The organism is uncultured Thermus sp. (assembly GCF_938010445.1).
GTDB classification, from domain to species: Bacteria; Deinococcota; Deinococci; order Deinococcales; family Thermaceae; genus Thermus; species Thermus altitudinis.
The window spans coordinates 1-11,813 of sequence record NZ_CALLUR010000094.1 but is presented as its reverse complement, the minus strand read 5'-3'; the positions used below and the strand labels follow the sequence as shown (position 1 = coordinate 11,813).

Genomic DNA, 11,813 nt, shown 5'->3' with positions numbered 1-11,813 from the left:
ATTCTGGAAACAGGCCACTTCACCCCCAAGGCTTTAGAAGCCCTGGCCGAGGCCGCCATCCGGGGTGGGGCCGACTTCCTGAAGACCTCCACCGGCTTTGGGCCCCGGGGAGCCAGCCTCGAGGATGTGGAACTCCTGGTAACCATAGCCCAGGGCCGGGCCCAGGTGAAGGCGGCAGGCGGCATCCGTGACCCGAAGATGGCCCGCAAGCTTCTGGAAGCAGGGGCCACCCGGCTGGGCACCTCCAGCGGGGTAGCCCTGGTGAAAGGGGAAAGTGGGGATGGGTACTAAAAGGCGGCGGCGAAAATCCACCCTGGCCGGACTTCCGGGGTACGTGCTCCTCCTGGTCATTCTCCTCCTTTGGCTTTTCCAGGAGCTCCGCCCAGGCCCGGTTTCCTCCCCCGCCCAGGCGGAACGGGGAGGGGTTGAGGTCTATTTCCTGCCCCAGGAGGGGGAGGCCGCCAAGGCCCGCCTCGTGGCCCTCATAACCGGGGCCAAGGAAAGCCTGGAGGGCGCCTTCTACGAGTTTCGCGACCTGGAGATCGCCAGGGCCCTCCTGCGTGCCAAGGAGCGAGGGGTAAGGATCAGGGTGTACGGGGAAAGCGATTACCGAAGCGATTTTCGCCGCTACCTGGTGGGAGCCGCCTTGGGCCAACAGGGGGAAACTCCCAGGGTGCCCCAGGAAGCCCTGAGGCAACGGGTTAAGCCCCTATCCTTGGATTGCGAAGAGATCACAGGCATTCCCGTCTGCTTTGACGAACGGGAGGGCTTCATGCACCATAAGTTCCTGGTGGTGGACGGCAAGGCGGTCTGGACTGGGAGCACCAACATGACCTGGAACGCCTTCGCCCGCAACAACGAGAATAGCCTTCTCCTTCCGTCCCCCACCCTGGCCCAGGGATACGCCAAGGAGTTCCAAGCCCTTTTTGGCGGCAACAAGGAGGGCTTGGGAGAGCCCGTGGCCTTCGCCCTTACAGACGAAAACCTCTCCCTGGAGGGCACCGCCTATTTCAGCCCAAGAGGGGGTCCAATGGCGCGAGGAGCCCTCCTGGAAAGGCTAAAAGCGGCCAGGGAAGAGATCCTGGTGGCGGCCTTCGTCCTCACGGACCAGGAGGTGGTGAAGGCCTTGGTCCAGGCCCAGAGGAGAGGGGTGGGGGTGCAGGTCCTCCTGGAAACCCGCAACCTCCGGGATAGCCGGGAAGACGACCTCCTCCGGGCCGGGGTAGCGGTGCGCAAGGACGGCAACCCTTACACCCTGCACCACAAGGTCATGGTGATAGACGGCACCTGGGTGGTCACGGGAAGCTACAACTTCACCGCCAGGGCCTGGCAGGTAAACAACGAAAATCTCCTCATCCTAAAAAGCCCCTCCCTGGCCGAGCGCTACCGGCAGGAGTTCCTGAGGCTATGGCAGGAAGGAACGCCCCTTTAGTGCTCACCCTAGCCTCGGGTAGTCCGAGGCGTAGGGCCCTCCTCGAGGCCCTGGGCTTCCCTTTAAGGGTGGTCCCCCCTGGGGTGGAAGAGAAAGGGGAAAGCCTCCCCCTAGACCCCAAGGAGCTGGCCCTGGCCCTGGCCCGGCGCAAGGGGGAAGCGGTGCCAGGGGAGTGGGTACTGGCGGCGGATACCGTGGTGGACCTGGAAGGGCGGGTGCTCGGCAAACCCAAGGATCGGGCGGAAAACCACCTCTTCCTCCGCCTCCTTTCCGGCAGAACCCACCGGGTCCACACCGCCATCTACCTGCGTACCCCAGGCGACCTGGTGGCGGAGGTGCACACCACCCAGGTGCGCTTCCGCAGGCTTTCCGAAGAGGAGATCGCCTGGTACGTGCAAAGCGGCGAGGGCCTGGACAAGGCGGGGGGCTACGGGGCCCAGGGCTTGGGAATGGCCCTTTTGCAGGGGATCGAGGGGGATTTCTACACGGTGGTGGGCCTGCCTGTGGCCCGGGTTTTTGCTCTCCTTTGGGAGAGGGGGTTTAGGCCATGAGGGAAGTGGCCCTGCGCCGGGGGCTTTTCCTCCTCCTCTTGGCCTTGGGCCTGGCCATGGCAGCCTTAACGCGCCCCCTTGCCCCCCGCCTGGCCCTAACCCTTTCCCCCCTCACCGCCCCCCTTCCCACCTTGGGCCACCGCCTAGGGCAGAACCTGCGGGCCGCTCTGACCGCCCTCCTCAACCGCCAAGACCTCTTTGCGGAAAACCGAGCCCTAAAGGCACGGCTGTCCCAACTGGAAAGCGAGAATCGGAGGCTTCGCCTCGAGGTGGCGCGCCTCTCCCGGGCCCTCAAGGTCCAGGCCACCCAGGCCCCCGGGGTGGTGGCGGTGGCCCCAGTGGTGGGGGAGGACCTTTCCGGGCTTTACCGCCGGCTTATCCTGGGCCTAGGGGAACGGGATGGCCTCCGGGTGGGCATGCCGGTGACCGCTCCGGAGGGGCTGGTGGGGCTCATCGTGGAGGTGGAGGAACGCCGAGCCCTGGTGCGCACCCTTCTGGACCCGGAAAGCCAGGTGGGCGTGCGGCCGGAGAAGGCCCCGGGACGGGGGATAGCCCGGGGTGTTCCCCCTGACCACCTGCTGGCGGAGTTCCCCCCCACGGTCAAGGTGGCCCCGGGGGATCTGCTCCTCACCGGAGCCCCCCTGGGCCTTTTCCCCGATGGCCTCCCCGTGGGCCGGGTGGAACGTGTGGAGCGCGTCCAAGGGGGATTAAAGCTACGGGCCTGGGTCAGGCCCCTGGTGGAGCTATCCCTATTGGAAGAGGTTATCGTGCTGAGGCCGTTATGATGGGCCTTTTGCTCCTGATCACCCTCGCCCTCTCCGGATTCCTAGGGGCCCTTTGGCCTCAGGGGCTGATGGCCCCGGACCTCTTCCTGGTCCTGGCCCTCCTCTACGCCCGAAGCCTTCCCTACTACCTGGGCCTCCCCTGGGCCTTTTTCCTGGGGCTTGTGCAAGACCTCCTGGGATATGGGCTTTTGGGTCTCCATGCGGTAGGGCTTTTAAGCGCCAGCTACGCCTATTATGCGGCGAGCCGCCGCCTGGCCCCGGGGGAGGCACCTGGGATCCTCTTCTCCTTCATCTGGGCCTTTTCCGCCAAGTGGGCGGGCTACTTCCTGGTAGCCTACTGGCTGCGCCTGGAACTTCCCGCCTTCTTGCCCCTAGACCTTCTCCTCGAGGGCCTCCTCACCCTTCCCTTGGCCCTCCTGGCGTGGCGCCTCCTGCCGCCTCCCCGACGACCATGACCAGCCGGCTTTACGCCCTCATGCTCTTCTTTCTCCTGGCCTTCGGCCTCCTGGCCCTAAGGGCCTGGCACCTGCAAGTTCTGCAGCATGAGAAGTACGCCCTGCGGAGCCAAGGCAACTACCTGAAGACCGAGGGCCTACCCGCTCCCCGGGGCCGCATCCTGGACCGCAAGGGCCGGGTGATCGCCCAGGACCGGCTGGTGGTGGACCTGGTTTACGAAGGGGGGGAGGTGGCCTTTGCCGAGAGGCTTCTACCCCTTTTAGGCCTGCGGGAGCTTCCCAAGGTAGAGGGCCCCCAGGTCCTGAAAGCAGGAGTGCCTGAATACCTGCTTCCCACCCTGGCAGAGATCACCGCCGGACAGAAAAACCTCAAGCTGGTGGAGCGGATTGAGCGCCACTACCCCAACCCCATCTCGGGGCCCGTCCTCGGGTATGTGCTTCAGGCCAACGCCGAGCAGGTGAAGCGGGGATACAGCCCCGACGAGCAGGTGGGCCAAGCGGGCCTCGAGGCGGCCCTCGAGCCCTACCTGAGGGGCAAGCGCGGCCTGAAGGCGGTGGAGGTCAACGTCCGGGGGGAACGCCTCAGGGAAAACATCCTGGAGGAGCCTAGCCCGGGGCAGGACGTGGTCCTGACCCTGGATCTGGACCTGCAAAGGGCTGCGGAAAAGGCCTTGGAAGAAGCCTTGGCCGACATCAACGCCGGACGGAGAGCCAAGGGCCTTCCTCCCGCCACCCGGCCCAAGGGGGCCATCGTGGCCGTGAACCCCAAAACAGGGGAGGTCCTGGCCATGGCCAGCGCCCCTTCCTTTGACCCAGGCCTCTTCGCCAGACGACCCGTCCCGCCCGAAGTGCAAGCCCTTTTGACCGACAAAGACCTTCCTCTTCTCAACCGGGCCGTCCAACCCTATGCTCCCGGTTCTACCTTCAAGTTAGCCACCAGCTACGCGCTTCTGGAGGAGGGGTATGTGAGCCCCTCCACTCCCTACCGGTGTAGCCCCTATATCGTCTTTGGCGGCCAGGTGCGCCGCAACTGGGCCACGTGGGACATGGGGCCTATGACCGTGAAAGAGGCCATCGCCTGGAGCTGCAACACCTGGTACTACCAGGCGGTGGCCCAGGACCCCCTAGGGGTGGTGGACCGCCTGGCGGCCAGGGCTAAGCTCCTGGGCCTGGGGGAGGCCACAGGCTTGGAGGTGGCGGAACGGACCGGGCTTCTCCCGACCCGGGCCTGGAAGCGGGAAGCCCTGAAGGAACCCTGGTACCCCGGCGAAACCCTCTCCCTGGCCATTGGCCAGGGAGCCATCCTGGCCACCCCAGCCCAGGTGGCGCGCATGCTTTCCACCATCGCCAACTCCGGGCTAAAGCCCAGCCTTCATCTGGTCAAGCGCATCGGTCAGGTGGAGACTAGGCCCAAGCTTGAGCCGGTACCTGGGCGTTTTTGGGGGATTCTCCAGGACGGATTACGAAAAACGGTGGAGCAAGGTACGGCCCGCCATGTCCTTGGGAACTTCCCCGTGCCCACGGGTGGCAAAACGGGTACCGCGGAAACCCCAGGCAAGCGGGCAGGCCTGGAGCACGCCTGGTATATGGGCTATGGCCCCACCGACCCCACCTCCCCTTATCCCCCACTGGTGGTGGTGGCCTTCTTTGAGAACGGGGGCGAGGGAAGCCGCGTGGCCCTTCCTGCCGTGCGCAAGGTGATGGCCGCTTACTGGCGGGTAGAGGAGGCCCAGGCCAGGTAGAATGGACCCATGCGGCTCCGCGCCACCCCCAAGGCCCTAGCCCTACGCTTGGACGGGGGAGAAACCCCGGAAGAAATCCGAAACCTCAAGCTACCGGAAGACCTTCCCCTCGAGGTGGAGGTGGCCGGACCCGTACCTGGGGACGTGCTCCAAGCCTTACTGGAGCTGGGCCGGCCCCTCACCCTAGTCCCTCCCCGAAACCGCCCCCCCGCCGGTACCCTGGTCCTCAGCAAAACCCTTCGCTCCGGGGAACGGGTGGAACACCCCGGCACCGTGGTGGTCCTGGGGGATGTGAACCCGGGAGCCGAGGTGGTGGCGGGGGGGGACGTGATCGTGGTGGGCAAACTGCGGGGTCTGGCCCATGCAGGGGCAGGGGGGGACGCGGAGCGCTTCATCTTTGCCCTGGAACTGGCCGCCAAGCAGGTGCGCATCGGCCCCCACCTGGCCCAAGCCCCGGAGGGCCTTGACACACGGGGCCCTGAGATCGCCCGGGTCCAGGAAGGAACCATCGTGGTGGAACCGGCTAGAAAGCGATAGTTCCCGTTTCTACCCCGTACCGCTTCAGCACGAGGTAAATGACCCAACCCGATGCGGCCACGTACAGCCAGATGGGCACCAGCACCTTGGCCCAACGCTTGTGCAGAACGAACTCCCCCCTAAAGGCCCGCCAGATCACATAAAGGGCCAAGGGTCCGTTGAGGGCGGCCAGGAGGGTGTGGGTGATGAGCAGGAAGTAGTAGGCACCCCGCCAGGCCTCAGGCCCCCCGTAGGCGGTGGTGCCGTGAAGGGCCCACTTGGCCAGGTAAAAGACCAGGAAAAGGAGGGCCAGGAAGGTGGCCGAAAGCATGGCCCGGTGATGCCAGACCCTCTTCCCCCTTTTGATCAGGGCAACCCCCGCCAGTAGCGCCAACCCCGAAAGGACAATGCTCCCAACCGCCAGCAAGCCCAAAAGCTCTTTCACGCCCGTTCCTCCCCTAGACGCTCGCCCAGAAGCCGCACGGGCTCCAGCTGCGAGGTGCGCGCATAGCTGTAACCTCTCAAATAATCCTCTTCTTGACCCAAAAGCTGGTAAAGCCTAAGGTAGGCCACCGCCAGAAGCCCATCCCGTTCCCGCCCAGGGGGAAGCCGGTGGAGAAGCCTGGCGATCTCGCGAAACCTGGGGACCTGGCTGGCCTCGAGGGGCGTACCCCTCAAGGCCCGGGCCAGGTCCGCCAAGGTGTCGCCGCTCCGCCCCATAACCCCAAGGAGTGTACCATACCTACCCCTAGGGAATGCGCCGGCCCGTACGGTTACCAGCAGCGTCCACCGCAAGCAGCATAGCCCCAGCGGGCACCTCCGCAGAAAAGGCCACCGTGGCCTCCTTGGGAAGGGAAAGGGGACTGTAGCGACCGCCCACCTGAACCACCACCCGGTCCACCTGGACGTTGTCCTCCACCCGTCCGTACACCCGGTACAAGCCGCCTTCCCTCTCCACCCTTTCCACCACGATGCGGGGGGGCACGGCATCCAACACCAAGGGGACCCGCTTCTCCCCCCGGTTTCCCCGCGCGTCCTCGGCCTCCAGAAGAAGCTCCACCTTTCCCGAGGCCGGGGCCTGGAGGCGGAAGCGGAAATGGACCAGGCGCTTGCCCCTCTCCTCAGGGAGCAAGACCTCCTGCCCGTTGGCCTGGACCTTTACTACCCCCGCGGGGTCAAAGGCATACCCCTGAACCCTGAGCTCCTTTCCCGGGGCCACCGCCCCACCCAAGGGCTCCACCAACCCCATCTCGGGGGAAGCGGTATCCGGCCGAGCGCAGGAAGCCAGAAGGAAAAGAAGAAAGAGGAGACGCGTACGCATCTCCTCTATGGTAACGGCAAGCTTACCTTAGGATTACCCCTACGCGCGCGTATGCGAACGGGATCACAAACGCATTGTCACCGAGCCAGGTAGAGACACCGAGCCCAGTTTCAAGGTAGGTACTAATCGCTGGGTCAGGAAGCTGAACCTCCGTACCCATAAAGCCGTGAGGAAATATCACAAACGAACGCCCACTCAGATTGGCGCTCACCCCCAAGCCAAAACCGTGGTACCGAATCATCCCTGGGCCCGGAGAGGAAGACAAGCTATCTTTGCCCAGGATGAAAGCGACATCTCCTCCAATACCCCCGACCATGATGGCAGGGCCTAGCCCCAAGCGCAAGATACCGCTCTGATACTGGACACCGATAGGCGTGAAGAAACTAGATGAGTAAAAACCCAAGCCCGGAGTTTGAGCTAGGCCATAAGATAAAACCATCATTCCCACTAGAGTCCAAAGAAACCTTCTCATAACTCACCTCTCTGCTCCAATGTTAGAAAGTTACTCCGAACAAGTCAAGTTACGTGGTATAAAGCGCGTTAATCCTCACATATCCTTCTGTCAGGTCGCAGCCCCAGGCCACCCCTTCCCCAGGGCCTTCCCCCAGGTCCACCCAGACCTCCACCTCTTCGGCCCGCATAGCCTGGCTGGCCCTCTCCCGGTCAAAGGGAAGGGCACCCCCGGCATAGAGGGCAAGCCCCTGAACCCGAATCCTCACCCGCAGGGGGTCAAACCGCGCCCCCGAGTTGCCCAAAGCCGCCAGGATGCGGCCCCAGTTGGGATCGTTTCCGTAAAGGGCGCTTTTCCAGAGGGCGCTTCCCGCTATGGTCCTCGCCGCCCGCCTGGCCTCCTCCTCCGTGGCCGCCCCCACCACCCGCACGGTCATGAGCTTGGTGGCCCCCTCCCCATCCCGGGCAATCTTCCTGGCCAGCTCCCGGGCCACCCCTTCCAAGGCGGGGGCGAAGGCCTCGAGGGACACCCCACCATAAGCCCCGTTCGCCATCACCAGGGCGAGATCGTTGGTAGAGGTATCCCCGTCCACGGTAACCTGGTTGAAGGTGCGGTCCACAATGCCCCGCCAGATTTCCCTTAAGGCCTCCTGGGGCAAGGCAGCATCCGTCACCAGGAAGGCCAGCATGGTGGCCATGTTGGGGTGGATCATGCCGCTTCCCTTGGCAATGCCCACGATCCTGGCCCCCTCCACCTCAGCCTCGGCCACCTTGGCCACCAGGTCGGTGGTGAGGATGGCCTCGGCGAAGGCATCGGCATAGGGGGTGAGCTCAATCTGGGGTAGACCCGCCTCCACCTTCTCCACGGGAAGGGGAACGCCGATGACCCCAGTGGAAGCCGTCAAGACCTCCTCCGCGGAAAGCCCCAAGCGCAGGGCCGCGGCCTCGGCCATGCGCCGGTCGTCCCCAAAACCCCGCTCCCCGGTGGCGCAGTTGGCGTTGCCCGCGTTAACCACCACCGCCCGTAAGGGGCCCCCTTGGGCATGAAGGGCCCTGCCCCGATGTATGGAAGGGGCAGCGGCCCGATTCTGCGTGGCCACATAGGCCCAGGAAGCGGGAAGGCCGGACACCAAAAGGGCCAGATCGGGTTTTCCCGAAGGTTTGATGCCCGCCCGGGTGGCCCCTGCGCGGAACCCCAAAGGCAGTCTCACGGCCATATCCCCTCCTTGGGAAGCGCGGTTTCTTCAGGAAAACCCAGCATCAGGTTCAGGTTCTGCACCGCTTGGCCCGCCATACCCTTGACCAGGTTATCCAAGGCGGCAAACACCAGGACACGCCCGGTTCGGGGCTCATATAGGGGCTTCAGGTCCACCCGGTTGGAGGCGTAGGTGCCTTTAGTCTCGGGCAAAGCCTCCCGCAGTACCCGAACAAAGGGCTCCCCTATGTAAAAATCCCCATAAAGCTCGTCCAAAGTACCCTGGCTCCAGTCCCCATCCACCTCGGCCTCCGCTGTGACCAGGATGCCCCGGGTCATGGGCACCAGGTGGGGCACAAAAGTCAAGCGCATCTCCCCCACTGGCCCGTGGGTCCTCACCCTCGGCCCCTGGGCCACTAGACGCCCCAAGTTCCTCTCCATCTCCGGGATATGGCGATGGGTGCCCCCCACCTTGTAGGGCTTGAGGTTCTCGTTGACCTCGGCAAAGAAAGTCCCCTCCCCCTCTCTCCCCGCCCCGGAAACTCCGCTAAGGCCCACCACAAAAGCCCTCCGCAGGACCCCTGCCGAGGCCAGGGGCGCCAGGGCCAAGGTGGTGGCCGTCACGTAGCAACCGGGATTGGCCACCAGCCTCGCCCCCTTTAGCTCCTCCCGGTGGAGTTCGGGAAGGCCGTAAATGGCCTCCGGGTAAAGCCCCGGGCTCTTATGGGGAATGCCATACCAAGCCTCGTAAACCTCCGGCGGAAGCCGATAGTCCCCGGAGAGGTCTATCACCCGTTTACCCGCCTCCAGGAGCCCGGGGGTAAGCTCCATGGCCAGACCGTTGGGCAGGGCCAGGAAGACCACCTCGGCCCGCTCCAGGACCTCCTCTTGGGAATGGAAGGGCCTTCTGTCCCACAGCTGGGGCCAGGCAGCCGAAAGGGGCTTCCCCTCGTATTTGCGGCTGCTAAAGCCCACCACCTCCACCCCGGGATGGGCCTTCAGCAAGCGGAGGAGCTCAGCCCCCCCGTACCCCGAAGCCCCCACGATTCCCACCCTCACCACGGCACCTCCAAAGGGATGCCGCCCCTAGCCCAGCAGGCGCAAGAGGACGGCCTTGGCGGTGTGGAGGCGGTTTTCCGCCTGGTCAAAGACCCGGCTCCGGGGCCCGTGCACCGCCTCCTCGGTGGTCTCCTCCCCATAATGGGCGGGAAGGCAGTGGAGAAAAATACCCTCGGGCCGGAGAAGCCGCAAGAGCTCCCCGTTAACCTGGAAGCCATTGAAGTCCTGGAGTCTTCTTTCCCGTTCTGCCTCCTGGCCCATGCTGGTCCAGACATCGGTGTAAAGGGCATGGGCCCCTAGGGCTGCTTCCTGGGGGCTATGGGTGAAAAGGGCCCCTGCCTTTTGCACCAGGGCCGGATCCGGCTCGTAGCCCCTTGGGGTGGCCACCCGCACCCGCAGGCCCACCAAGGGGGCCACCTCCAGAAGCGAGTTCAACACGTTGTTCCCATCCCCCACCCAGGCCACCTCGAGGCCCTCCCATCCCCCGAAAGCCTCCTTCAGGGTGAGGAGGTCCGCCAGGGCCTGCAGGGGATGGGCCCGGTCGGAAAGGGCGTTGATCACCGGGATACGGGCGTGGCGGGCCAGTTCCTCCACGGTTTCGTGCCGGTACACGCGGGCGGCGATCCCCTCCACAAAGCGCTCCAGGTTCTTGGCGATATCCCTGACAGGCTCGCGCTCGCCGATGCCCACCTGCTTTTGGTCCAGGTAAACCGCATGCCCTCCCAGGTGGAGCATGGCCACCTCGAGGGTGGTGCGGGTACGCAAGGAAGGTTTCTCAAAGAGCAAGGCCAGCACCTTGCCCTTGAGGTCCTCTCCCCGATAGCGCTCCCGCTTAAGGGTTTCCGCCAAGGCTAAAAGGTCCTCCACTTCCCTTTTGCCATAGAAGGTAAAGTCTAAAAGGTCCTTGGGCCGGGTGAGGGCATCTCCCACCATGAGGCTTATAGGATAGCGCAATCCTGCAAACTTATGCAAGCCCCGCCCACCTCCTTGCCCCTTGCCTCGCTCCCCCTAGGGGGTTCCTTATAATGCAGGTGCCTCCGAGCCCGGGTAGGCCCCTGGGGCTTCCCGGGCCGGGTCTATGGCCCCGGGGTGGTGGGGGTAACCCCGTCGCCTGCCATGGTTGCAAAGGAGGTAACAGTGGCCAAGCTGCCGTCCATACTGGTCCTCGCCGGCATCCTGGGGATGAGCCTAACCTGGGCTCAGAACCTAGAGGTGCGGGTGGTGGCCGCAGCCGACCTACAGTATGCCCTTTCCCAGGTGGCCAAGGCCTTTGAGGCCAAGAATCCGGGCATCCGCATCCTCCTCTCCTTCGGTTCTTCGGGAAAGTTCTACACCCAGCTCACCCAAGGCCTCGCGGCCGACCTTTTCTTCTCCGCGGAAAGGATTTATCCCCAGCTTCTAGAAGAAAGGGGCCTTGCCGAAAGGGGTAGCCGCAAACCTTACGCCATTGGGCGCATGGTCATCTGGCTGGATCGCCGGCTGGGTCTAAAACCGGGCCCCGAAGCCCTCAAGGACCCACGGGTCACCCAGCTGGCCATCGCCAGCCCCGTCCACGCCCCCTATGGCCGGGCCGCCGTCACCCTTTTGGAACACTATGGCCTTTTAAAGCGCCGGCAGGACGCCCCCATCCCCGGCCTCAAGAAACCCTTCCTTAGCCTCTCCTGGGAGGAGATCCCTTGGGAGAAGCTCTCCCGCGGGGTGGAAGCCTACTGGGATGCCAGCCCCCTCCGCCAGGGCAAGCCCAGCTTCCAGTTCGTCTATGGCGAGAACATCTCCCACACCGCCCAGCTGGCCCTGACCACTACCCGGGCCGGCATCCTGGCCCTGTCCCTGGCCATCAACGAAACCCTGTCCCGCCCAGGGGTCTACTGGGTATCCCCTTTGGAGAGCCACCTCACCCTGGAGCAGGACTACGTGATCCTGAAGGGGAGGAAGCGGCCTGAGGTGATGGCCTTCTATCACTTCGTGGCAAGCCCCGAGGGCCGGGCTATCCTAAGGCGTTACGGTTTTCTGTTGCCGGGAGAGAAGCTGGAGTAATGGACCCCCTGTTCTGGACCGCCCTCCGCCTCTCCCTCGAGGTGGCCCTTTTGGCCTCCCTTATCCTTCTCCTCTTGGGGATCCCTCTGGCCTGGCTTATGGCCTTCCATCGTTTTCCAGGAAAGTCCCTGCTGGAAGCCATCTTCCTCCTCCCCCTGGTCCTGCCCCCCACGGTGCTGGGCTTCTACCTCCTCCTCTTCCTGAGCCCGGAGGGTCCATGGCACAAGCTCACGGGCCTCTCCTGGGCCTTCCGCTTTGAAGGCCTGGTCT

The 11,813-nt window shown here is 64.5% G+C and carries 13 protein-coding genes, 2 pseudogenes and 1 riboswitch; of the genes and pseudogenes, 9 read left to right on the top strand and 6 right to left on the bottom strand.

Annotated elements, in window-relative coordinates; translation table 11 throughout:
* From Q0693_RS05285 to Q0693_RS05255, 7 genes and pseudogenes are all read left to right on the top strand, one after another.
* A pseudogene (locus Q0693_RS05285) lies at positions 1-291 on the top strand (2-deoxyribose-5-phosphate aldolase); the annotation flags it as partial.
* Positions 281-1,432 (top strand): phospholipase D-like domain-containing protein, encoded by a 1,152-nt coding sequence (locus tag Q0693_RS05280; protein ID WP_298629739.1) that lies wholly within the window; start codon positions 281-283, stop codon positions 1,430-1,432. The pseudogene Q0693_RS05285 and the gene Q0693_RS05280, both read left to right, overlap by 11 nt.
* Positions 1,408-1,983: a Maf family protein gene (locus Q0693_RS05275; protein WP_243029650.1), complete on the top strand. Its 576-nt coding sequence runs from the start codon at positions 1,408-1,410 to the stop codon at positions 1,981-1,983. Before Q0693_RS05280 ends, Q0693_RS05275 begins: the two co-directional genes overlap by 25 nt.
* Positions 1,980-2,768: a rod shape-determining protein MreC gene (gene mreC / locus Q0693_RS05270; protein ID WP_243029649.1), complete on the top strand. Its 789-nt coding sequence runs from the start codon at positions 1,980-1,982 to the stop codon at positions 2,766-2,768. The genes Q0693_RS05275 and mreC overlap by 4 nt, the downstream gene beginning before the upstream one ends.
* Complete coding sequence (gene mreD, locus Q0693_RS05265; RefSeq protein WP_243029648.1) at positions 2,765-3,223, top strand: rod shape-determining protein MreD; 459 nt, start codon at positions 2,765-2,767, stop codon at positions 3,221-3,223. The genes mreC and mreD overlap by 4 nt, the downstream gene beginning before the upstream one ends.
* On the top strand, positions 3,220-4,965 hold the full coding sequence (locus tag Q0693_RS05260; RefSeq protein ID WP_298629734.1) for a penicillin-binding transpeptidase domain-containing protein: 1,746 nt from the start codon (positions 3,220-3,222) through the stop codon (positions 4,963-4,965). Before mreD ends, Q0693_RS05260 begins: the two co-directional genes overlap by 4 nt.
* A 9-nt stretch (positions 4,966-4,974) precedes the next feature.
* The gene (locus Q0693_RS05255; RefSeq protein WP_298629732.1) at positions 4,975-5,502 is read left to right on the top strand and encodes a septum site-determining protein MinC; all 528 of its coding nucleotides are present in this window, start codon (positions 4,975-4,977) and stop codon (positions 5,500-5,502) included.
* Here Q0693_RS05255 and Q0693_RS05250 read toward each other — a convergent pair.
* The 6 genes from Q0693_RS05250 to argF all read right to left on the bottom strand — a co-directional run bounded on the left by Q0693_RS05250 (position 5,489) and on the right by argF (position 10,439).
* Complete coding sequence (locus tag Q0693_RS05250) at positions 5,489-5,926, bottom strand: DUF420 domain-containing protein (RefSeq protein ID WP_298629730.1); 438 nt, start codon at positions 5,924-5,926, stop codon at positions 5,489-5,491. The genes Q0693_RS05255 and Q0693_RS05250 overlap by 14 nt on opposite strands.
* Entirely contained in the window at positions 5,923-6,201 is a 279-nt protein-coding gene (locus Q0693_RS05245; protein ID WP_243026703.1) for a hypothetical protein, read from the bottom strand. The genes Q0693_RS05250 and Q0693_RS05245 overlap by 4 nt, the downstream gene beginning before the upstream one ends.
* Before the next feature lie 28 nt (positions 6,202-6,229).
* Positions 6,230-6,802 carry a hypothetical protein gene (locus tag Q0693_RS05240; protein WP_298629727.1) on the bottom strand — a complete coding sequence of 191 codons (573 nt, stop codon included), beginning with the start codon at positions 6,800-6,802 and terminating at the stop codon, positions 6,230-6,232.
* 521 nt (positions 6,803-7,323) lie between these two features.
* Entirely contained in the window at positions 7,324-8,469 is a 1,146-nt protein-coding gene (gene argJ, locus Q0693_RS05235; RefSeq protein ID WP_298629725.1) for a bifunctional glutamate N-acetyltransferase/amino-acid acetyltransferase ArgJ, read from the bottom strand.
* Complete coding sequence (gene argC / locus Q0693_RS05230) at positions 8,460-9,500, bottom strand: N-acetyl-gamma-glutamyl-phosphate reductase (RefSeq protein WP_298629744.1); 1,041 nt, start codon at positions 9,498-9,500, stop codon at positions 8,460-8,462. Before argC ends, argJ begins: the two co-directional genes overlap by 10 nt.
* A 33-nt stretch (positions 9,501-9,533) precedes the next feature.
* Positions 9,534-10,439, bottom strand: coding sequence for an ornithine carbamoyltransferase (argF, locus tag Q0693_RS05225; protein WP_298629723.1), 906 nt, complete (start codon positions 10,437-10,439; stop codon positions 9,534-9,536).
* A 90-nt stretch (positions 10,440-10,529) separates the two neighbouring features.
* Positions 10,530-10,653, top strand: a riboswitch (molybdenum cofactor riboswitch).
* 35 nt (positions 10,654-10,688) lie between these two features.
* On the opposite strand from argF, the gene modA reads away from it, so the two are divergent.
* Both modA and Q0693_RS05215 read left to right on the top strand, forming a co-directional pair.
* Positions 10,689-11,543, top strand: coding sequence for a molybdate ABC transporter substrate-binding protein (modA, locus tag Q0693_RS05220; RefSeq protein ID WP_298629741.1), 855 nt, complete (start codon positions 10,689-10,691; stop codon positions 11,541-11,543).
* Positions 11,543-11,813, top strand: a pseudogene (locus tag Q0693_RS05215) (molybdate ABC transporter permease subunit); the annotation flags it as partial. The gene modA and the pseudogene Q0693_RS05215, both read left to right, overlap by 1 nt.

What these genes read in the sequence shown, in the direction of transcription:
- argJ (WP_298629725.1), bottom strand. Translation starts at nt 8,469, where the DNA reads ATGGCCGTGAGACTGCCTTTGGGGTTCCGCGCAGGGGCCACCCGGGCG.
- Q0693_RS05260 (WP_298629734.1), top strand. Translation starts at nt 3,220, where the DNA reads ATGACCAGCCGGCTTTACGCCCTCATGCTCTTCTTTCTCCTGGCCTTC.
- argF (WP_298629723.1), bottom strand. Translation starts at nt 10,439, where the DNA reads ATGGTGGGAGATGCCCTCACCCGGCCCAAGGACCTTTTAGACTTTACC.
- Q0693_RS05240 (WP_298629727.1), bottom strand. Translation starts at nt 6,802, where the DNA reads ATGCGTACGCGTCTCCTCTTTCTTCTTTTCCTTCTGGCTTCCTGCGCT.
- Q0693_RS05245 (WP_243026703.1), bottom strand. Translation starts at nt 6,201, where the DNA reads ATGGGGCGGAGCGGCGACACCTTGGCGGACCTGGCCCGGGCCTTGAGG.
- Q0693_RS05275 (WP_243029650.1), top strand. Translation starts at nt 1,408, where the DNA reads ATGGCAGGAAGGAACGCCCCTTTAGTGCTCACCCTAGCCTCGGGTAGT.
- Q0693_RS05280 (WP_298629739.1), top strand. Translation starts at nt 281, where the DNA reads ATGGGTACTAAAAGGCGGCGGCGAAAATCCACCCTGGCCGGACTTCCG.
- mreD (WP_243029648.1), top strand. Translation starts at nt 2,765, where the DNA reads ATGATGGGCCTTTTGCTCCTGATCACCCTCGCCCTCTCCGGATTCCTA.
- Q0693_RS05255 (WP_298629732.1), top strand. Translation starts at nt 4,975, where the DNA reads ATGCGGCTCCGCGCCACCCCCAAGGCCCTAGCCCTACGCTTGGACGGG.
- modA (WP_298629741.1), top strand. Translation starts at nt 10,689, where the DNA reads ATGAGCCTAACCTGGGCTCAGAACCTAGAGGTGCGGGTGGTGGCCGCA.
- mreC (WP_243029649.1), top strand. Translation starts at nt 1,980, where the DNA reads ATGAGGGAAGTGGCCCTGCGCCGGGGGCTTTTCCTCCTCCTCTTGGCC.